At 42.9% G+C, this 19,888-nt stretch carries 21 protein-coding genes and 2 tRNA genes; 6 read left to right on the forward strand and 17 right to left on the reverse strand.

What is annotated here, in order from left to right:
- Positions 1–10: 10 nt before the first annotated feature.
- From clpX to rdgB, 4 genes are all read right to left on the reverse strand, one after another.
- On the reverse strand, positions 11–1,294 hold the full coding sequence (gene clpX, locus RTJ53_RS08770; RefSeq protein WP_312276644.1) for an ATP-dependent protease ATP-binding subunit ClpX: 1,284 nt from the start codon (positions 1,292–1,294) through the stop codon (positions 11–13).
- A gap of 56 nt (positions 1,295–1,350) precedes the next feature.
- Positions 1,351–2,025, reverse strand: coding sequence for an ATP-dependent Clp endopeptidase proteolytic subunit ClpP (clpP, locus tag RTJ53_RS08775; RefSeq protein ID WP_007117251.1), 675 nt, complete (start codon positions 2,023–2,025; stop codon positions 1,351–1,353).
- Between the two features lie 137 nt (positions 2,026–2,162).
- Positions 2,163–3,530 (reverse strand): trigger factor, encoded by a 1,368-nt coding sequence (gene tig / locus RTJ53_RS08780; RefSeq protein ID WP_312276645.1) that lies wholly within the window; start codon positions 3,528–3,530, stop codon positions 2,163–2,165.
- Between the two features lie 313 nt (positions 3,531–3,843).
- Positions 3,844–4,494, reverse strand: coding sequence for an RdgB/HAM1 family non-canonical purine NTP pyrophosphatase (rdgB, locus tag RTJ53_RS08785; protein WP_312276646.1), 651 nt, complete (start codon positions 4,492–4,494; stop codon positions 3,844–3,846).
- Positions 4,495–5,031: 537 nt separating this feature from the next.
- Here rdgB and RTJ53_RS08790 point away from each other — a divergent pair.
- Positions 5,032–5,658 (forward strand): superoxide dismutase, encoded by a 627-nt coding sequence (locus RTJ53_RS08790; protein ID WP_312276647.1) that lies wholly within the window; start codon positions 5,032–5,034, stop codon positions 5,656–5,658.
- Between the two features lie 295 nt (positions 5,659–5,953).
- Here the strand turns inward: RTJ53_RS08790 and panD are convergent, their stop codons facing one another.
- The 8 genes from panD to RTJ53_RS08830 form a co-directional block, all read right to left on the reverse strand.
- Positions 5,954–6,334: an aspartate 1-decarboxylase gene (panD, locus tag RTJ53_RS08795; RefSeq protein WP_036589204.1), complete on the reverse strand. Its 381-nt coding sequence runs from the start codon at positions 6,332–6,334 to the stop codon at positions 5,954–5,956.
- Positions 6,335–6,548: 214 nt separating this feature from the next.
- On the reverse strand, positions 6,549–7,136 hold the full coding sequence (pth, locus tag RTJ53_RS08800) for an aminoacyl-tRNA hydrolase (protein ID WP_312276648.1): 588 nt from the start codon (positions 7,134–7,136) through the stop codon (positions 6,549–6,551).
- A gap of 37 nt (positions 7,137–7,173) precedes the next feature.
- On the reverse strand, positions 7,174–7,899 hold the full coding sequence (locus tag RTJ53_RS08805) for a 50S ribosomal protein L25/general stress protein Ctc (protein WP_007117245.1): 726 nt from the start codon (positions 7,897–7,899) through the stop codon (positions 7,174–7,176).
- Positions 7,900–8,172: 273 nt separating this feature from the next.
- A complete protein-coding gene (locus tag RTJ53_RS08810; RefSeq protein ID WP_007117244.1) occupies positions 8,173–9,123 on the reverse strand; it encodes a ribose-phosphate pyrophosphokinase in 951 nt (316 codons plus the stop codon).
- A 128-nt stretch (positions 9,124–9,251) separates the two neighbouring features.
- Positions 9,252–9,327: transfer RNA gene (locus RTJ53_RS08815), tRNA-Gln, on the reverse strand.
- A gap of 123 nt (positions 9,328–9,450) precedes the next feature.
- Positions 9,451–9,526: transfer RNA gene (locus RTJ53_RS08820), tRNA-Gln, on the reverse strand.
- 99 nt (positions 9,527–9,625) lie between these two features.
- A complete protein-coding gene (ispE, locus tag RTJ53_RS08825) occupies positions 9,626–10,531 on the reverse strand; it encodes a 4-(cytidine 5'-diphospho)-2-C-methyl-D-erythritol kinase (RefSeq protein WP_312276649.1) in 906 nt (301 codons plus the stop codon).
- Positions 10,532–10,851: 320 nt separating this feature from the next.
- Positions 10,852–11,622: a DpnI domain-containing protein gene (locus RTJ53_RS08830; protein ID WP_312276650.1), complete on the reverse strand. Its 771-nt coding sequence runs from the start codon at positions 11,620–11,622 to the stop codon at positions 10,852–10,854.
- A 41-nt stretch (positions 11,623–11,663) separates the two neighbouring features.
- On the opposite strand from RTJ53_RS08830, the gene RTJ53_RS08835 reads away from it, so the two are divergent.
- Positions 11,664–11,837: a DpnD/PcfM family protein gene (locus RTJ53_RS08835; protein WP_219300595.1), complete on the forward strand. Its 174-nt coding sequence runs from the start codon at positions 11,664–11,666 to the stop codon at positions 11,835–11,837.
- A gap of 2 nt (positions 11,838–11,839) precedes the next feature.
- Here the strand turns inward: RTJ53_RS08835 and RTJ53_RS08840 are convergent, their stop codons facing one another.
- The 4 genes from RTJ53_RS08840 to metX all read right to left on the reverse strand — a co-directional run bounded on the left by RTJ53_RS08840 (position 11,840) and on the right by metX (position 16,088).
- Positions 11,840–13,087: an MFS transporter gene (locus RTJ53_RS08840; protein WP_312276651.1), complete on the reverse strand. Its 1,248-nt coding sequence runs from the start codon at positions 13,085–13,087 to the stop codon at positions 11,840–11,842.
- 239 nt (positions 13,088–13,326) lie between these two features.
- Positions 13,327–13,908 carry a tetratricopeptide repeat protein gene (locus tag RTJ53_RS08845; RefSeq protein WP_135888607.1) on the reverse strand — a complete coding sequence of 194 codons (582 nt, stop codon included), beginning with the start codon at positions 13,906–13,908 and terminating at the stop codon, positions 13,327–13,329.
- Positions 13,909–14,267: 359 nt separating this feature from the next.
- Positions 14,268–14,876, reverse strand: coding sequence for a methionine biosynthesis protein MetW (metW, locus tag RTJ53_RS08850; RefSeq protein WP_312276652.1), 609 nt, complete (start codon positions 14,874–14,876; stop codon positions 14,268–14,270).
- A 45-nt stretch (positions 14,877–14,921) separates the two neighbouring features.
- Positions 14,922–16,088, reverse strand: coding sequence for a homoserine O-succinyltransferase MetX (metX, locus tag RTJ53_RS08855; protein WP_312276716.1), 1,167 nt, complete (start codon positions 16,086–16,088; stop codon positions 14,922–14,924).
- A 175-nt stretch (positions 16,089–16,263) separates the two neighbouring features.
- Here metX and RTJ53_RS08860 point away from each other — a divergent pair, with 175 nt between their 5' ends.
- Together RTJ53_RS08860 and hemH are read left to right on the forward strand one after the other, a co-directional pair.
- Positions 16,264–16,635 (forward strand): hypothetical protein, encoded by a 372-nt coding sequence (locus RTJ53_RS08860; RefSeq protein ID WP_312276653.1) that lies wholly within the window; start codon positions 16,264–16,266, stop codon positions 16,633–16,635.
- Positions 16,636–16,760: 125 nt separating this feature from the next.
- Positions 16,761–17,780: a ferrochelatase gene (hemH, locus tag RTJ53_RS08865; protein ID WP_312276654.1), complete on the forward strand. Its 1,020-nt coding sequence runs from the start codon at positions 16,761–16,763 to the stop codon at positions 17,778–17,780.
- 166 nt (positions 17,781–17,946) lie between these two features.
- Here hemH and RTJ53_RS08870 read toward each other — a convergent pair whose 3' ends face one another.
- Positions 17,947–18,201 carry a hypothetical protein gene (locus RTJ53_RS08870; protein WP_219334454.1) on the reverse strand — a complete coding sequence of 85 codons (255 nt, stop codon included), beginning with the start codon at positions 18,199–18,201 and terminating at the stop codon, positions 17,947–17,949.
- Between the two features lie 173 nt (positions 18,202–18,374).
- Between RTJ53_RS08870 and RTJ53_RS08875 the strand changes: the two genes are divergently transcribed.
- Together RTJ53_RS08875 and RTJ53_RS08880 are read left to right on the forward strand one after the other, a co-directional pair.
- Positions 18,375–18,998 (forward strand): PH domain-containing protein, encoded by a 624-nt coding sequence (locus tag RTJ53_RS08875; protein WP_312276655.1) that lies wholly within the window; start codon positions 18,375–18,377, stop codon positions 18,996–18,998.
- Between the two features lie 12 nt (positions 18,999–19,010).
- Entirely contained in the window at positions 19,011–19,730 is a 720-nt protein-coding gene (locus RTJ53_RS08880) for a M48 family metallopeptidase (protein WP_312276656.1), read from the forward strand.
- Positions 19,731–19,888: the final 158 nt, after the last annotated feature.

Raw genomic sequence — 19,888 nt, forward strand, 5'->3', positions numbered from 1 at the left:
TCACTAACAGTTAAACAATCTCTGGCGATTGGTTATTATCAATCACTGCCTCATTGACTGTCACGGTTTTGCCGGGTGTCATTGAAGGCAGTTCATACATGGTATCGAGCAGGGCGTTTTCAACAATGGAGCGTAGACCACGAGCACCGGTACGACGCTTTAGCGCTTGTTTGGCAATCGCCACCAGCGCATCATCGGTAAACGATAACTTCGCATTTTCCATCTCAAACAAGTATTCGTATTGTTTGACCAGCGCATTTTTTGGCTCGGTTAGGATTTGTACCAATGCTTCTTCATCCAGTTCTTCCAGTGTCGCCACCACAGGCAGACGACCAATTAACTCCGGAATTAGACCAAATTTAATCAAATCTTCTGGCTCGACTTGCTTGAACAATTCACCGGTTTTTTTGCCGCTGTCTTTGGCTTTTACCTCAGCGTTAAAACCGATACCGGTTTTTTCGGTACGCTGTTGAATGACATTATCGAGACCGGCAAACGCACCGCCACAAATCACCAAGATATTACTGGTATCGACCTGAATCATCTCTTGGTTTGGGTGCTTACGACCGCCTTGCGGTGGAATATTGGCAACCGTACCTTCAATCAGTTTCAACAGCGCTTGCTGTACGCCTTCACCTGACACATCACGGGTAATCGAAGGGTTTTCGCTTTTACGGCTGATTTTATCAATTTCATCGATATAGATAATGCCTTTTTGCGCTCTCTCGACATCAAATTCTGCCGCTTGCAACAGTTTTTGTACGATGTTTTCCACGTCTTCACCGACATACCCCGCTTCGGTCAAGGTAGTCGCATCGGCGAGCGCAAACGGGACATCAAGTAGGCGAGCAAGGGTCTGCGCCAGTAAGGTTTTGCCAGAGCCCGTTGGACCAATCAGCAAAATATTACTTTTTGATAGCTCAACCATCGCATCATCGGCACCAAGTGTCGTCAACGCTTTATCTTCACTCAGCTTTTCACTCACCTTTAAGCGTTTATAGTGATTATAAACCGCTACCGCCAAAGTTTTTTTGGCTTTATCTTGACCGATGACATACTCATCTAAGTGGCTGCGAATTTCTTTGGGCGTTGGCAATTTGCGCGCTGCCCAGTTTTCACGCTCATTGGTATCACTACCGTCGCTGCCCGATGACTTTGATTCGGCGATTAAATCATCGCACAGTTCAATACACTCATTACAGATATTGGCGTCCTGACCTGCAATTAGCTTTTTGACTTCATGTTTGGCTTTACCACAAAACGAGCAATGTGGCTCAATGTCATTTTTTGACATAAAAAAACGCTCCTAAAATTATGCTTGTCTTAATTGCTTTGTGATTGTGTAACCTATTAAGCAATGCTTGGACGTTTTTCTAATACTTCATCAATCAGACCGTATTCTTTGGCTTCTTGGGCATCTAGCCAATAGTCACGCTCGACATCACGGGCGATTTTCTCAAGTGGCTGACCGGTACGTTCTGCCAAGATTTTATTCAAGCGTTCACGGATTTTTAGGATTTCACGCGCATTGATTTCAATATCGGTCGCTTGACCTTGTGCCCCACCTGACGGTTGGTGAATCATCACACGCGCATTGGCTAAGGCATAGCGTTTGCCTTTTTCACCTGCTGCCAGTAAGAATGAACCCATGCTATAAGCACCGCCCATACAAATCGTTGACACTTGTGGCTGGATAAAGTTCATGGTGTCAAACACGGCAAGACCTGCACTCACAGAGCCACCTGGTGAATTGATGTATAAGTGAATGTCTTTTTCTGGATTTTCCGCTTCTAGGAACAACAACTGGGCGACAATTAAATTCGCCATGTGGTCTTCAACTTGACCGGCTAAGAACACCACACGCTCACGTAATAGGCGTGAATAGATGTCAAATGAGCGCTCACCGCGAGCCGATTGCTCGACCACCATAGGTACTAAAGCACTTTGCGGTGACAACACGTCACGGGTTACGGTATTTTGGATTTGACTCGTCGCGAAAGGAGAGTCCAAGAATTTTTCTAACATGTTATTGTCCTTTTTAAATATGCAAAAGCCCTTATCGTTTATAAGGGCAATTGGCATAAAAACAAGTTACTAAGCTGACTAAAAATACATTCTCAGATCCTTAAGCTTAAATGCCTAAGAATGGATTAAGCCAATTATTACATCATCGCTTGTTGTTGTTGGCTAGCCAGTAAATCTTGGTAAGATACTTCAGTGTCAGTCACTTTACCTTGAGACAAGATATGATCGACCACTTGATCTTCTAACACCACCGCTTCAATGTTGGCACGTTCTTGCGCATTGTTGGTGTAATAGTCGATAACTTCGTTTGGATCTTCGTAGTTTTCTGCCATTTCGTTAATGTATTTGGTCACACGTTCTTGGTCAACTTCAAGTTTGTTTGACTCAATTAGGCTAGAAACGATGATGCCAAGACGGGCAGCGCGCAGGGCTTGCTCTTCAAATAATTCGTTTGGTAGCATATCTTTGTTAAAAGTTTTAGGATCTGCACCAAATTGTTGGGCAAAACGGTTTAACATCATGCTGCGTTGGCGATCGATTTCTTGCTCAAGCATCGATGCAGGTACGTCGATTTCATTTTTTTCAAGTAGGGCGTTAAATGCCGCTTCTTTTACTTGGTTACGGGCAGCGCTTTTTACTTCGCGCTCCATGTTTTTACGCACGTCTGCTTTAAGTTTGTCTAAACCGCCTTCTGTTACCCCAAATGCTTCAAGGAACTCATCGTTTAATTCTGGTAATTGTGATTGCTCAACTGATTTGACGTTGATTTTGAACTGTGCTTGTTTGCCTTGTAGGTTTTCGGCTTGGTAATCTTCTGGGAACGTCACGTCGATGGTTTTTTCTTCGCCCGCTTTCATGCCTTTGATACCATCTTCAAAACCTGGAATCATACGACCACTACCTAACACTAGGCTAAAGTCTTCGGCACTACCACCTTCAAATTTTTCGCCATCGATTGAGCCTTCAAAGTCGAACTTGACTTGGTCACCGTTGGCCGCTGCGTCTTCGGTCGCGACAAAAGTTTGACGTTGTTTTTGTAGGTTTTCAATCATAGTATCAACATCGGCATCGCCCACAGTGGCTACTTGACGCTCAACTTCAATGTCGCTTAAACCTTGAACTTCAACTTCTGGGAATACTTCAACCGTGGCTTGATACACCAAAAAGTCGTTTTCAAGTTTGACGTCATCAATGTTTGGCATACCCACAGCGCGGATGTTTTCTTGGCGAATCGCATCAAATACGGTATCGCGAATCACGTCATTGATGACTTCTTGCTGGATACCTGCGCCATATTGAGCGCGAATGTGTGATACGGGCACTTTACCTTTACGGAAACCGTCAATTTTAGCGGTTTTTGCCACTTGGTTGATGCGTTTTTCCACGCGACCTTGAATGGTTGACACAGGTACTTTAACCGTGATTTGGGTTTCAAGATTTGATTTTTTGTTGGTAGTTACTTCTAAGTTAGTAACTGTTGAATCTGACACAATTGAATTTGACATAACAAAACCTTCCATAAAATATCAAAAAAGAGCAGCGTGGGTGCCACTCATAAGGGTAAATAGCGATAAGTTATCAGGCTTTTAAGGGGATTGAAAAAAGCCTATAAAATACGCAATCCAAAATCTGTGGGTTAACGCATGCTAAAAGGCAAAAATTAACCGAAAGTGGTATAGTATAAATTAATCGCCACATAAAGTAAAAAAATTGTTGCTGTAAAATCTCTGTATCGATTGCCTTAGCAGTCACACCCTGTCTATATGCAAGTGATAGACGTGAATTGCAAACCTTTACGTCATTAATTGCACTCTTATCTTACTTCATCAATTGCATTAGCAGTTGCTGCATCGCTTGCCCACGATGACTAATGCGGTTTTTATCGGTCTTTTGCATCTCGGCAGCGCTTTTTTGTACGCTAGGTACCCAAAATAGCGGGTCATAACCAAAACCCAGCTCACCTAGCGGGGCGGACAAGATTTCACCTTGCCAAATCCCTTGTGCAATGATGGGTAGCGGGTCATCAGCATGGCGCACGAGTGCCAAAACGCAAACAAACTGCCCGATAATCGGCTCATTCGTGTGTCTGTGGGGTTCAAGCAGCCGCAATAATTTTTGGTTATTGGCTAAGTCTTTATGCTGGCTAAAGCTGGCTTCATCTTGGGCAAAACGCGCAGAATAAATCCCAGGTTGACCGCCCAGTATGGGTACAAATAAACCGGAATCATCAGCAATCGCAGGCAGCCCGCTAATACGGCTGGCATGACGGGCTTTAATCAGCGCGTTTTCAATAAAACTAAGTCCATCTTCGATCGCATCCTCAATGCCCAATTGCCCTTGTGGGGTGACTGTTATCTCAAGATTGGCTTGTTCAAATAATTGCTTAAATTCTGCGAGTTTGCCTTGGTTATTACTGGCGAGGACTAACTGGCGGGTAGGAAGTATTTGCTTGGGGATAGAAACTGACATACAGACCCACTGTGTATTTTGCATAAAAAACTTAACCTTATCATAGCATAGTTAACAGTGGCTCGCGCTGCAAATACTCACATTGCAGAAGCCTTATACCAAACCACTACAGTTTTTTTTGAGTAATTTGCTATCATCAAATAGGGAGTAACGGGTTAAAAATCAGCTTATTAGCATTCACTCATTGATTTTTACCCCACAAGATAATAAATCCCCACTATAGAAACGGTTAAATTCTGCCAATTTTTATGGCAAAATAACCCATGTGTTATGAGGATATTATCAAGGCTAATGATAGCAAGGTTAACAAACAAAGCTAACGATAGTAAAATTGGTGAGCGTTTTTAACCCTTGATAAAGCTTGATGAAGCATAGATAAATAACATAAACTAAATAACATAAACCCAGCCAACTTGCCATTTTGGATATGGTTTTGATATATGCGCTTTTAATACAAAGCTTTTATCACACAAATGGCATGTGGTTACTTTTATCATAGAGTCATCACAACAATAGCGAAGGAAAAAGGAAAATAACATGTCACACATTACATTACCAGATTTACCATACGCCAAAAATGCGCTTGAGCCACATATCAGTGCAGAAACCCTAGAATTCCACCATGACAAACACCATGCAGCGTATGTCAACAAACTAAATGAGCTACTACCAGGTTCAGGGCTTGAAGGTAAAGAGCTAGATGAAATCATCAAAGCCACCGCAGGTGATAGCAGCAAAGCAACAATTTTTAACCAAGCGGCACAAGTTTGGAACCATACTTTCTACTGGAACTGCCTAACTGCCAATGGTGGCGGTGAACCAACAGGCGATTTAAAAGCCAAAATCGAAGAAGCTTTTGGTTCGTATGCAAAATTCCGTGAAGAATTCAAAAACGCGGCTGTAAGCCAATTTGGTTCAGGTTGGGCATGGTTAGTGGCTGATAGCATTGGTGGTCAATTATCAATCACCAAAACTGCAAACGCAGATACCCCATTAGCGCATAACCAAGTTGCGGTATTGACGTGTGACGTGTGGGAACATGCTTATTACATCGATTATCGTAATCGTCGTCCAGACTACGTCGACACTTTCCTAGACAAACTGGTCAACTGGGATTACGCAAACGCCAAATATAAAGGTCAAGAAGCTGGCGTAGAAAAATAATCGCCTATCTTGCCTTCTTTAAGCCCTTTAATTTTTTAAAAAAGCCGAATCAATTTCGGCTTTTTTTATTAACAGACACTAAAAGTAAACGTTATTAATTGTAGAGTGAGCCTTTCGTTATCTGCCACATTGGTGCTAATTAACCTATCGCAAGCAGATTGCCAACGTGCAATTTAGGCTTGACCCACCCATCAACCAAACGTATTGCCTAAATAAAAAATGCATACAACAAAAAGGCGAGTATTCAATGACTCGCCTAATTTACTTGCGCATTCGTGGTAATGATAAAGCTGTATTAAGAAACCTGTACAGGAATCACGTTGGCAGTGTCTTTAACAATATTACCTTCGTCAAGGTAAACCAAGCGTGGATGATGGTTGTCGGCTTCTTTCTCATCCATTTGCGCGTAAGCAGCGATAATTACCACATCGCCCAAATCTGCCATGTGAGCGGCTGCCCCGTTGAGCGAAATCATTTTTGAGCCCGCCTCTGCACGAATCGCATAGGTACGAAAACGTTTACCATTGTTGACATTGTAAATGTCGATTGATTCGTTCTCACGGATGCCCGCCAAGTCGAGTAACTCGCTATCAATGCCACATGAACCTTCGTAGTGAAGCTCACAATGGGTCACACGCGCGCGGTGAAGTTTGGCTTTTAATAGGGTTAATAACATGATCGTTCCTTACCTTGTCAGGTTAACGCGATGCGCGTCATTGTGGTAAAAGTGAGCAGGCTAGTCATGAGAGGCTATTAACCAACTCGATAAAATTTAAACATGATTGAAATCTAAGGTGAGAAATTCATCCATCTTGCAATCAATATATGGAAGGAAAATAAAAGTTCAAGGATAGACCCTAAGATTTATCAATCTTGTCCTTTGGTTAACGTTAGGCATTAGGTAGTTTAAAACTATTGATGGCTTGCTGGGCTTTGGCTAAGTCACCTGTTACCAAATCGGGCAGGGTACGCATGGCAGCATCTAGCATACTGTCAAATGCGATTTGCTCGTCAGCGGTCGGTTTGCCAAGCACATAACCCGATACTTTGGACTTATGTCCTGGATGACCAATCCCCAAACGTAAACGGTGAAAATCTGCACCGATATGCGGCACGATATCACGCAGTCCATTATGACCGCCATGACCACCGCCTGTTTTTAAGCGCATACGACCCACATCAAGGTCAAGCTCATCATGAACAATCAGCAGTTCGTCATTGTGGATGCCATAAAAATTCACCATCGGCACCACCGCTTCCCCTGATTTATTCATAAAAGTATGCGGTAACAATAAGCGTATATCCATGCCATACACTAAGCCACGCCCAACCAAACCATGAAATTTTTTATCCAACGTCATGGTGATGTTAAACGTCTCGCTTATACGCTCCACAAACCAAAAGCCAGCATTATGCCGTGTTTGGGCATACTGCTGACCTGGGTTGCCAAGTCCGACAATCAGTTTAAGTTTTGACACGCTGATTATTCCAACTTAAGCGGCAAATGACAAATGATTATTCATCATCAGATTTTGGGGCATCATGGGTGTCATCTTGTGCTTGAAGCTTACGTGCTTCTTCGTCACCTTCAGGATCACGAGTACCGGCAGCTTCTTCATTTGCTTCTGGCTCGATTGGCTCTTCAACTTCCACCGTCGGTGCTTGCATAGTAGCCACGGTACGGTTAAACGGTTCAGTCACTTCAAGCTCACGAATGGCAACGCCTTCAGGTAACTGGATATCTAATAAGTGAATCGAATCACCGACGTTCATGCCAGATACATCGACTGTCAAGTATTCTGGGATTTTTGAAGGAATGGCAGTGATTTCAAGTTCAGTGGCATTCGATACAAAGATACCGCCTGCTTTATGACCCGGTGCATCTTCAGCGCCTACATAGTGTACAGGAACAGTGATGTGCATTGCTTGACCACGGACGATACGTTGGAAGTCAGCGTGCATTGGGGTATTTTTGGCTGGATGACGTTGTAGTGCTTTAATCACCACTTCTTCCGTACCTTGACCTTCTACGTTGATGGTCAAAATGTGAGAGAAGAAACTTTCTGTTTCAAGTGATTTAATCAATTCATTATAACGGATAGCAATAGAGGCTGGCTCTTTGTCTGCACCGTATACGATTGCTGGTACTAGGTTTTGTTTACGAAGGCGGCGGCTCGCACCTTTACCTTGTAACTCGTCGCCACGTACGACAGCGTTTAATTCAAAAGTTTGGTTACTCATGGGAGTTTCCTTGGGTTAGGCTAGTCAGGGATACCTTGTCAGTATGACTTGGCTTTTTGCCTTTACTTACAAAGCTTTACTTATAAAGATTGACAAGTGACTAGCGAGTGAAAAAAAGCATAAATTTGCGACCAATTTATGCGTTAATTGCCACTTTTTTAAAAAATGGCAAAACTTTAACAATTATTTTGCAAATGGCAAGTTAACAATAGCAACATGGACGGAACCACTAAGCCTGCATTCCACATGTTGACTAACACTGCTTAATATCACCTACATAATGTCAAACATCGCACTCAATGATTCTTCATTGTTGATACGACGTAGCGCTTCAGCCAGCATAGGCGCAATGGTCACTTGGCGAATTTTGCCCGTGTTTTTTGCGGCATCTGACAGTGGAATAGTATCGGTTACGACAAGTTCATCAAGCACTGACGCTGCAATTGTTTGGATTGCTTTACCTGACAATACTGGGTGAGTGATGTAACCCACCACTCGGCGCGCGCCACGTTCTTTTAATGCGGCAGCGGCTTTGCACAGGGTACCTGCGGTATCCACCATATCATCGATAATCACGCAATCACGGTCTTTAACATCACCGATGATATGCATGACTTCTGATTCGTTGGCTTTGGCGCGGCGTTTATCGATAATTGCCATGTCGGCATCGCCTAACTGTTTTGCCATCGCACGGGCACGCACCACACCGCCCACGTCAGGGGATACTACCATTAAGTTATCGTATTTTTGCTCACGTAAATCTTTAAATAAAACCGGCGTACCGTAAATATTGTCTACAGGAATATCAAAGAAACCTTGAATCTGGTCTGAGTGCAAATCCACGGTAACAACACGGTCAATGCTCACGATATTGAGCATATCAGCGACCACTTTTGCTGAGATAGGGACACGCGCTGAGCGAGGACGACGGTCTTGACGCGCATAACCAAAATATGGCATCACTGCAGTAATACGACCTGCACTGGCACGGCGCAAGGCATCTGCCATTACCATGATTTCCATCAAATTGTCATTGGTCGGTGAGCAAGTTGATTGTAGGATAAAGACGTCTTTACCACGTACATTCTCTTGGATTTCAACCGCGACTTCACCATCCGAAAAACGCGTCACATCGGCACGTCCTAGCGGAATATGTAAGTGATTGGTGACATTTTTTGCCAATTCTGGATGGGCATTTCCGGTAAAAATCGCCAAATAAGGCATATGCGAGTCCTATTTTTCTAGACCAACGACGGTTTCATCAAACAAAAAAAACTCATCAACTAACTTTTACAATTAGGATGAGAAAAACGTCATTACGTCAACTACTAAAAATGGGTTAGTAAAGAAAATGGCAGGGGTAGCTGGACTCGAACCAACGAATGCCAGGATCAAAACCTGGTGCCTTACCAACTTGGCGATACCCCTGTGACGGTGCGAACTATACCGATTTTAGGCGATTTTGTCAATGTAAAATGTCTTGAACAGCGCAGATTTTATGACAAAATTTTTACTACGTGATGCACAAGAAAATCTGTACATCTTTGAATATGGCAGGGGTAGCTGGACTCGAACCAACGGATGCCAGGATCAAAACCTGGTGCCTTACCAACTTGGCGATACCCCTATATTGGAAGCGATATTTTAACCAAAAAACATAAAATTGCAAGCTTTTTTTGGGCATAAACATCAAAATTTTTGCAATTGTTGATTTCTCAAAATTTTGTTACAGCGTATGCACCCAATACGCGTGAAAAGGTAAGGATTGTAGCCAGTGTTTAATGCTATTTTTATCAAAATCGCTAGGTACTGGTAAAAACACACAGCTTCCTGAGCCCGTCATGCGCGGTGTGGTGTGGGTGTTGGCGGCAAGCGTCATTAAAACATTCATCGCGGCGTTGACGTCCGCAGATAAGGCACATACCACAGGTTCAAAAACATTGGTAAAGCCATCAGTTAACTGATTGGTAAAGGCATGGCAATGGCTTTGCAAATAGTGATGAGACAGGCTTGCACAGTCCCGTTTTAGCAGCGGATGGGCGAACAGTTCAGCCGTGCTGATATGGGCATCGGGTTTTAACAATAAAAATTGCTGCGCAGGCAAGTCAATCGGCGTTAAAATCTCGCCAATGCCTTCAGCAATGGCATCTTTGCCAAAAATAAATATCGGTACATCCGCGCCTAGTTTTGCGCCAATGAGGCGTAGCTGCTCATTGCTCAATCCTATTTTCCATAAGGTATTGAGCGTCATCAGGGCTGTCGCACAATTAGACGAACCCCCGCCCAAGCCTGCCCCCATCGGAATGCGTTTATCGAGGTGAATATCAACAATCGGTAATTGGGCGATTTGCGAGTCACTCAAGATTTGATGATTTTTGGCAAAGGCTAATAAGGCAATGGCCGCTTTAACAATCAGATTGTCGGCAGGGTTGTCGGTGACGTGCTCGGCATTGGTAAGGGTGACGGGCAAGTTGTCGCCAATGGTTGTATCCGTATGACTAAAAGTGAGCGTATCGTATAAATCTATCAGCCGAAATACAGTTTGTAGATTGTGATAGCCGTCGGGGCGTTTACCGGTAATATGTAAAAATAGATTGATTTTGGCAGGGGATTGTTGGGTAAGGGTCGGCATAAATTTTAGTCAAAATAGTAATGAACATTAGGCAGATGGCTTTGAATGACATTTAGAATATTGTTTTGGATAAACGCTTCATCCATGCCATTATGAAAAATCTCAACATAGTCACTATGCTTGATTCTATCAAATTGAAACAAATAAGAAATTTCTACGTCGCTTTTTTCGTTTGTTTTTTTTCATTCAGCTGCTGTATAAACTGCCATTGTTGTTGGTCAAAGTCGATATAACTGGCATAAAAATTTTCAAATTCACATTGGACAATCTTTTTAAAATCAGTTGTATGTATCAATAGTGTCATTGCTTTTTCTCAAATTTTAATATGGTATTTTGCGATAGTTGCCGTTGCCCAGAAATTCGATAATATGTTTGTCTCTTAAAATTTGTAATTGCTGGCGAATTTTAGCATGAATATGTTGATTGCTTGGAAATTGTTTGGCAAGTATTGGCGTGTAGGCATAAATATCTTTGAGTGTAAAATTGGGATTAGGCAGTTTTTCAACACATTGCATGATTGCCAACAGCCAACCTTTTTGCTTGGCAGTGGTTTGACGTAAAAATAAATGTTGTTGCCATTGCTCAATGACTGTGTCTTTGGCAACGATATTGCCATTGGTCACTAAAGAAATCTTACCACTTGTAGGCAGTTGGCTGATATCCATTGAGCACATGATGTAGTTGGGTCGAGTGGGCAAGCCTTTGGCACGTGGCATAATAATGTTTGGTGTAAAAAAATGCTTAGGGATAACTATGAGATGCTGTACCGCCAAATCCGTTTTACGATAGCACAAAAAGAAAAAACTGGGATTGTTCTTAGCAGCAATTCGCTCAAGCATCGTATGATATGCGCCATCAGCCACTTTATTGCCTATACTTGTGCCTTGTTTGCTTTTTAATTCATATTCTTCATGGCATTGTGAGCAGAAGAAATCGGCAACAGGTTGATTATTTTGAAATGATTCAATAGCTTCATTGCCGCAACTGGGGCAATAAATATTCTGTTGTAGCCAACTTTCGGTTAGCACTCTTGCCACTTGTGAAGGACTTTGATAATTTGCCGCAAGATTTTTATCCAAGAATAGATGCATAATTTATTTAAAAAATTTTTAATTTAATTTTAGGAAGTGCTATGCAAACTTTTTATATTGAAGTCAAAGAGACGTTAAGTCAATTGGTAGAAGTTACCGCAAATAGCGAAGATGAGGCATTGTTGAGTGTCAAACAACGTTATCAAAATGAAGAAATCATCTTAGATGCTGACAGCCATATCGCAACTGATTTTAGCGTATGGCATCACTCATAGCATTAAGCATTGGCTTTCATCATTTTTGGCTCTTGAATCGGCAGATTGAGCACAGCAGCCAAGGCAGACAGCGCCATATCGGCATACCACATATACTGATAATTACCGAATTTATCGACCACAATTCCCCCCAAATAAGCGCCCAAAAACCCACCAACTTGGTGACTAAACAACACCAAACCAAACAAGGTTGCCAAATATTTGACCCCATACAACTTGCCCACGGTTGCAGCAGTCGGGGGTACCGTGGCAAGCCAAGTTAGACCTAAGCTAACCGCAAATATAAAAAAAGTCGTTGCCGTCTTAGGTGCCATCAGGAAAATCGCAATCAAGATAGTACGGCTCAAATACATCCAAAACAAAATATATTTACTGCGAAATTGCCCCACACACCAACCGACAAACAAACTACCAACCACATTTGATAAGCCAATCAACGCGAGCGACCAAGAGGCAACATTGCTACCAAGACCCGCCAACGTCACTTCCATCGGTAAATGAGTGACCAAAAACGCAATATGAAAACCACAGGTAAAAAAGCCAATATGCAGCAGCCAGTAGTTACGATCGCTAAGCGCGCGTCGGATGACTTGTGATAGCGTTTCGTGGGCTTGGTTATTGGCAACCGCCGACGAAGCGGCAGGCGCATGTTTACCTACATTGTTACCCTGCGTGAGATAATAAGCCAGCGGCAAACACAGCAAACTTGTCCCTGCCATAAAATACATTGCCCCTGTCCACCCAACCACTGGCAGAGCAATTAACCCTTGTAAAATCGGCGCAAATAAAAATTGTCCAAACGAGCTGCCCGCATTGATAATACCCGACGCAGTGCCGCGCATATGGGGTGGGGTTTGATTCGCCACTTGCCCCATCAGCACTGAAAAACTACCCGCACCTGTGCCAAATGCGACCAAAATCCCAAGCGTGACCACCAAACCACCGGCGCTGACAAAATAGGGTACACTAAAACAGCCAATCGCCAGTAGCAAAGTACCGAACAACAGTACCCGCCATGCGCCAAACTTATCCGCCAGTGCCCCTGTCACAGGCTGTGACACGCCCCACATCAGCTGTGTCACCGCTAAGGCAAAACTGATTTGCACAATGCCAATATGCGCGCTAGCATCAATCGGTTTGATAAATAACCCAAGCGATAGACGAATCCCCGACGTAATCAATAAAATAGCCGCAGCGGCGGCAACTAATAGCCAAAGCTGATTTTTTGACGGTAGGGCAGGGCTTGACATAGGGCATATCCAAAAAAAGGTAACAAAAACTGGGGTGGCAACTACTTGGCTAACGCGCTAGTGCCTGACGCATAAAACTGTACAAAAAAATCCATGAATGCGCGATTTCATACAATCAATGTGCGCCGAGCAATCTTGATTAATTTAACCCATAAAAACAAAAAACCCTAGTAAATACTAGGGTTTCATAAACTTTAATGGGTAGGTTAACAGTTAACCCAAAATTCTTTGTATTAAACTTACTTGCTTTGGAACCAAGAATCCGCACGGCTACGTGCAGTGGCGATGTCTTGTGATGACAAGTTTAATGCCAATTGACCGATTTTGCTTTGCGCGCGGGTACGTACTTGGTCTGATAGCATGCCGTCACGGGCCGCTAGGTCATACCATTTGTAGGCATCGACCAATTTCTTTTCTTTTTCATCTAGCATGGCTAGGGTATAGCTGGCACGGTTATCACCAAGTTTTGCCGCTTTTTCTAACCAATAACGCGCTTGCCCAGCATTAGGCTGCACGCCTTCGCCACGAATATACATCATGGCAAGATTTAATTGTGCAGGTGCAATGTCTTGTTTGGCGGCGGTGGTGTACCACTGGATGGCTTGTTGGAAGTTTTGCTGAATGCCAAGACCTTTTTGGTAGCGTTTGGCTAGGAAGAATTGGGCTTGTTGGTTGCCAGTTTTAGCTTGGCTAAGTAATTCCATTGGTTCCATGCTGTCATAGCGTGAGCCATTGAGTGGAATATTGGCAACCAGTTCAGCGCTTGCAACGCCCGATAAGCCTAAAAATGCAGTTAATACGGTGACTTTTAATAATTTCATAACCAACTCCGAGTATCAAGCTGCAGCCATCGCAAGCTTGCCTAGGTTTAGATAAAATAAACTTAATAAATAGGTAAACGAATTAACAGAAAATCTTAATTTTTACAATGATTTAGCCATTCGTTATGTTTTAATAATATAACGCAATCTTTTGATTGTTTTAGGTTAACACTGTTTGCTTTGCGTTTCAAATATTTAAGTGAAAATGTAAACAGTTGTTACAATATTTCACAGAGGAAACAAAGAATTGCGACAATTGGTGTCGTGTAGGGTTTTACTTTTGTGACATACTGTTAGATTAGACGGTAATTTATCCGATTACTAAATCTTCATAGGCATAGAATCAGCGATAAAAAAACTTAATTTTTGGTAACCCGATAGATTGCCACATCGGCAAGTAAGTTGGGGTTTTTGCGGATGATTTGCGCCAGTGCCCAAGGGTAGGGCTTTTCACTTTCTTGTACCGCAAAACGATTAATGATACGGATGTCATTGTCATGACACAGCTTTTCAAAGTCTTTAAAGGTACACAAGTGAATATTGGGCGTGTTGTACCAAGCAAACGGCAGCGCTTCAGACATTGGCATCATGCCTTTGATACCCAAGTGAATACGGTTTTGCCAATGTGCAAAATTAGGGAAAGTCACAATCACTTCTTTGCCAACACGTACCATGTCGAGGAGTAGTTGGTCGGGCTCTTTAACGGCTTGTAGGGCGCGCGCCATCACCACGGTATCAAAGCTTGCGTCGGCAAACCGCGCCAACCCATCATTTAAGTCTTGCTCAATGACGTTGACGCCTTTGGTAACACAGTCATTGATTTTAGTTTGGTCGATTTCGATACCATAGCCAAACACGCCCAATTTGTTTTGCAAATGCGCGAGTAAATCACCGTTTCCACAGCCTAAATCCAAGACTTTGGCATTGGGTTTGATCCAGCGTTCAGCAAGTTGATGATCTATTTTCATTCAATTCTCGTTAAATCCAAAGTTAAATCCAAAATTAAATCTAAGTTAGGCGGTTAAAAAATTAAATACCGAGTGACGATAGGTTGGAATATCAAACAAAAACGAATCATGCCCATAGGCGGCATCGATATTGATATAGCTTACGGGCTTACCATTGGCAATTAACGCATCCACAATTTCTTGCGAGCGCTCTGGGCTAAACCGCCAATCGGTGGTAAACGATATAATTAAAAACTTACATTGGGTGTTAGCCAATGCCAACCGTAGCGCATCGGTATCACTCAAGCTATCATTGATACTGTCATCCTCAATCGTGCCACGCGCCGGGTCAAAATAATCTAAGGCTTTGGTCATCAGCAAATAGGTATTGGCATCAAAACGTTCACTAAACTGCTCACCTTGGTAGCGTAAATAACTTTCCACTTGAAATTCTACATCGTAGTTGAACATCAGCTTGCCAGCTTTCAAATCGCGTCCAAATTTTACCCGCATCGCTTCATCGGTGAGATAAGTGATATGACCGACCATACGCGCCAAAATCAAGCCGCGTTTGGGGATTTTGCCTTGCTCGATGTAGCGTCCTTCACAAAAATCAGGATCGGATAAAATCGATTGGCGTGCCACTTCGTTAAAGGCAATATTTTGCGCAGACAGCTTCGGCGTGCTGGCAATGACCACACATTTTTTTAGCCGGCTCGGATAGTCAATTGACCACTGCATGGCTTGCATGCCGCCCATTGAGCCACCAACAATCGCATGCCAGATGTCAATGCCCAGATAGTCAGAGAGCATGACTTGGGTTTTTACCCAGTCTTTGATGGTGACCAAGGGAAAATCAGGACCATAGGGCTTGCCCGTTTCTGGGTTGGTACTGGTTGGACCCGTCGAGCCGTAGCAGCTGCCAATGTTGTTAAGACATACCACAAAAAAACGCGTGGTATCAATCGCTTTGCCAGGACCAATGAATGTATCCCACCAGCCTGCTTTTTTATCATCGCTGCTATGATAGCCAGCCGCATGATGACTGCCCGATAGCGCATGACAAATCAATATCGCATTAGATTTATCGGCGTTGAGCTCGCCATAAGTTTCCACCATTAAATCAAAAAATGGCAGCGTGCGATTGCATTCTAACGTCAGTGGGCTATCAAAATGAATTTTTTGCGGTGTGACGATACCCACAGATTTGCCACCAGATTTGGCAAAACTAATAGGATGATCGTCGTCAAAATTTTTGGGGACAGTCAATTCAGCTTCAGGTAAAATCTTGGTATGTGGTTTGTGTTGCTGTGTACTCACCCGCTTTCTCACTAATTTTTGATTGATAACGCATTAAAAGTATAGCTATTGTAAGGGTTTATATGGGTTATCACAACTTGGAATTCAAATGCTAAATTTAGCATCATCACCCCACCATACACTCCTATCGCTCACAGGATTGGCGCTCACGGGGTTTTTGGCATTGACGTATTTGGCGTTTCATCAGCCAACATCGGTTTTGGCTGCCAATGCTAGTAAAGCCACAAGCGAAACGACGATTATCCATCATCAAAGCCACCATCCCCTCAGCCATATAAACGGTTACCAAAGCCAACAGCACCACCAACAGCCCAAGCAGTATAGCCACCAAGTAGACGGTGATTCGGCTAGCAGCCCCTCACAAAACGGAATCTTTAAAAGTAAAAGTCCTGTATCATCTGAGCAAAATTCTCGCCTAGTGGATGCCCTACTGGTGATGGGTGGGCTAGGTTGTCATTGATTCAAATACAGCTTAAAAAATGCAATGATTGAGCAATTTTAGGTGATTATCCAGTACGCGCACCCTAGTAAATATGCTAATCTTAACCCCACTTTTTTTATGATTTTTTGGATTAAAGACAAATTATGAAACCAAGCAATCCACCTGAAATTGCCGTTGTCCTTGTGAATTTGGGAACACCCGATGCACCAACTGAAGCAGCGGTGCGTCGCTATCTCAAACAATTTTTGTCCGATCCGCGCGTGATTGAGATTCCGCAGTTTATTTGGCAAATCATCTTAAACTTGTTTGTGCTACGCAGTCGCCCCAAACGGGTTGCCCACGCCTATGCTAGCGTGTGGGACGGTGATTCCCCACTGCGTAAAATCACGCTTGCCCAAGTGGACTTGTTGCAGCAGCGATTTGACCAACATCAACTGCCTTGCAAAGTAAGCGTCCATGCTGCCATGACCTATGGCAAACCTGCGTTAACAGATGTGCTATCGGCATTAACTGCCAAAAAAGTAGAACAAATCGTGATATTGCCAGCTTATCCGCAGTTTTCCGGTTCAACCACTGGCGCGGTGTTTGATGTCGTCGCCAAATGGGGACTTAAGCAGCGTAATTTACCTAGCATTAGCTTTGTTAAAGATTATTTTGCCAATCCGCAATACATCCAAGCCTTGGCTGAGAGCGTCAAACGCTTCCAAGCTGAACATGGCAAACCTGAAAAATTGCTATTGAGTTTTCACGGGATTCCAGAGCCATATGAGCAAAAAGGCGATCCGTATGCCAGACGTTGTCGCTGTACGGCAGCGCATTTGGCGCAAGTGCTGGGGCTTGAGCGTCATGAGTGGGAATGTAGTTTTCAATCGCGCTTTGGTAAGCAAGAATGGGTCAAACCTTATACGGATGTTACCTTAACCGAGTGGGGTAAGCAGGGCGTCAAGTCAGTGCAAGTGCTGAGCCCAGCATTTTCGGCAGATTGCTTAGAGACGCTAGAGGAGTTGGCAGTCGAAAATCGACAGACATTCCAGTCCAATGGCGGTGGGGACTATCATTATATCCCTGCACTCAATGTGGATGCTGCGCATATTGATTTATTTGAATCACTGGCATTGCCACACGTGCAAGCGTGGCAACAAAATCTGCAAGGTTGGTATTAATACTTATTATTAAGACTTATTGTTAAAGCTTGGGCTTAAAGCGGATTATGACTAGCATTAATAGAGAGCCTTATTAACTGCAAACCAACAAAAAAGGTTGGTAACTTACCAACCTTTTTGATGTTTATTTTTGACCTTTAAATACAAAAAATTTCAGTACAGAAAATCAGTCTTTATAACTTTCATCTGCGGCATCAGGGTCAGCGATATCACCAATAGTCGGATAGTGCTCTTCGTTAAAGCTATCTTCAACCAGTAATTCATCAATACGCTGCTCATCAATATTTTGGCGATGAATCTCGGTCAGACCACTTTCACCCGCTTCAATATGGCTTGATGACAAGGATTCATCATCCAATTGCACAGTAAAACTATCCGAATCAATATCGGTCAAATTGCTAGATGTTGGCTTGGCTTTCATTTTTGTTCCTTAATTTTCATTTATTGTTTATTATCAGTGTTATGGCGTTATCATAGCCAGTAATCAGCATGACATCTATGTTGCCAATGTGATATTTGTGTTATGTTATCGAAAACAGTTTTTCGCACAAACAGCGTTTTTAACAATTTTTATGGATAAAACAGGAAGTGATTATGTTTAAAAATCTTGCCTCAGATGCATTGGGTTTGAGTGACATCGGTAAAATCATCTCACCGAGTCAGTTTAACCAAACCGATATTGATGACTATATTTTTCATGAAGATAACGAGCGGATTTATTTTGTGATTAAGTCAAAAATGGACGAATATTGCTTTACCAATGTCGCCTTTATCCACCTTGATGGGCAGTCGGCGACCAGTAAAAAACGCCTACTAAAACGCTATCCATACCGCAATTTTCAGCCCGCCAATATCATGATTGAGACGGCAGGCACGATGGATATGGATGCTGAGCTAAAATTTAGCTTGGGCGGTATGGCGTTTTCGATTGATATCGACAAAAATCAAATCGAGCAAATCCGCGACATCTATAAGGCGCTGACTGCGATTAGCGAGCAATGCAAACGCATTGCCCATGAAGAAACGGTGCTAGAAAAATCCTTTAATACCGTCACCAATATGTTTAGCTTACGCGAACTGTCAGAAAATGTGGTGCTTAACTTGCCGGATGTCATTAACCAAACTGTCGCACAAGTAGAAAATGCCTATGGCGAGCGTTTAAAGACCATTCGTAATTATGACTTTGGGGCGATTTTTGAGCATTATTTGCGTCAATAATTGCTAAAACTTATGCAAACTGTACTCACCGCCTACGCTGAGCAAGGTATCAAACTTGCGATTGAAAGCAAACGGGTCAAACATATCAACTTTCGTATCAAATCGATTGATGAAGCACCGTTTACTAGCTTGCTCAGCGTGTCTTATCCCATGCGTATGCCACAACACCTGCTGATGCAATCGCTTGAATATCGCCTTGCATGGGCAATCGACTGTCAGCAAAAACAACGAAAACTTAAAGAACTTAAACCCAAAAAACCTGCCTATATCAATGATGTTAAAGACTTGGCAAATTTGACCCTTGAAAGCAATATTTACTTTGAAGGGCAACAGGTTGTGCTTAAAGACTTATTGATAAAGCACCACATAAAACCAAGCGAGCTGGCGCAATTGGATATTGCCAAAACCTTACGCCATATTTATAAATTTTGGCTCACTCAATTTATCCAAAACCGCCAAGCGTTTTGGCAAGACAAAGTAGGCAAATCCGCCAGCAGAATCACGCCCTACACCATGAAAACCCGATGGGGCAGTTGTAGCACGCAAGCCAAAACCATTCGCTTGTCCGTTTGGCTGGCGCAATTCCCACCAGACTGCGCGGATTACGTGTTAGTACATGAGCTTTGTCATCTGATTGAGCCCAATCATTCGGCACGATTTTGGGCGCAGGTGGCACGAGTCATGCCAGATTATCAACTGTGGCATCAGCAATTAAAATTTGGCGAGCTGTAATTATTCAAGCGGTAACGATTCGAGCTGTAATTATCAAAAACACAAAAAAAGCCATCTCGCTGTGAGATAGCTTTTTGGTAGCCGTAAAAGTTGCAAATTCCTAAAATCAATCTGCTAAAATGTAACCCTATTTCAATATTTAAATATAATCACTAAAA

The sequence above is a fragment of the Moraxella sp. CTOTU46711 genome, from assembly GCF_031975715.1.
Classification (GTDB): domain Bacteria; phylum Pseudomonadota; class Gammaproteobacteria; order Pseudomonadales; family Moraxellaceae; genus Faucicola.

Coding starts and splice junctions, on each gene's coding strand:
- clpX (WP_312276644.1), bottom strand. CDS start 1,294: ATGTCAAAAAATGACATTGAGCCACATTGCTCGTTTTGTGGTAAAGCC.
- clpP (WP_007117251.1), bottom strand. CDS start 2,025: ATGTTAGAAAAATTCTTGGACTCTCCTTTCGCGACGAGTCAAATCCAA.
- tig (WP_312276645.1), bottom strand. CDS start 3,530: ATGTCAAATTCAATTGTGTCAGATTCAACAGTTACTAACTTAGAAGTA.
- rdgB (WP_312276646.1), bottom strand. CDS start 4,494: ATGTCAGTTTCTATCCCCAAGCAAATACTTCCTACCCGCCAGTTAGTC.
- RTJ53_RS08790 (WP_312276647.1), top strand. CDS start 5,032: ATGTCACACATTACATTACCAGATTTACCATACGCCAAAAATGCGCTT.
- panD (WP_036589204.1), bottom strand. CDS start 6,334: ATGTTATTAACCCTATTAAAAGCCAAACTTCACCGCGCGCGTGTGACC.
- RTJ53_RS08805 (WP_007117245.1), bottom strand. CDS start 7,899: ATGAGTAACCAAACTTTTGAATTAAACGCTGTCGTACGTGGCGACGAG.
- RTJ53_RS08810 (WP_007117244.1), bottom strand. CDS start 9,123: ATGCCTTATTTGGCGATTTTTACCGGAAATGCCCATCCAGAATTGGCA.
- ispE (WP_312276649.1), bottom strand. CDS start 10,531: ATGCCGACCCTTACCCAACAATCCCCTGCCAAAATCAATCTATTTTTA.
- RTJ53_RS08830 (WP_312276650.1), bottom strand. CDS start 11,622: ATGCATCTATTCTTGGATAAAAATCTTGCGGCAAATTATCAAAGTCCT.
- RTJ53_RS08835 (WP_219300595.1), top strand. CDS start 11,664: ATGCAAACTTTTTATATTGAAGTCAAAGAGACGTTAAGTCAATTGGTA.
- RTJ53_RS08840 (WP_312276651.1), bottom strand. CDS start 13,087: ATGTCAAGCCCTGCCCTACCGTCAAAAAATCAGCTTTGGCTATTAGTT.
- RTJ53_RS08845 (WP_135888607.1), bottom strand. CDS start 13,908: ATGAAATTATTAAAAGTCACCGTATTAACTGCATTTTTAGGCTTATCG.
- metW (WP_312276652.1), bottom strand. CDS start 14,876: ATGAAAATAGATCATCAACTTGCTGAACGCTGGATCAAACCCAATGCC.
- RTJ53_RS08860 (WP_312276653.1), top strand. CDS start 16,264: ATGCTAAATTTAGCATCATCACCCCACCATACACTCCTATCGCTCACA.
- hemH (WP_312276654.1), top strand. CDS start 16,761: ATGAAACCAAGCAATCCACCTGAAATTGCCGTTGTCCTTGTGAATTTG.
- RTJ53_RS08870 (WP_219334454.1), bottom strand. CDS start 18,201: ATGAAAGCCAAGCCAACATCTAGCAATTTGACCGATATTGATTCGGAT.
- RTJ53_RS08875 (WP_312276655.1), top strand. CDS start 18,375: ATGTTTAAAAATCTTGCCTCAGATGCATTGGGTTTGAGTGACATCGGT.
- RTJ53_RS08880 (WP_312276656.1), top strand. CDS start 19,011: ATGCAAACTGTACTCACCGCCTACGCTGAGCAAGGTATCAAACTTGCG.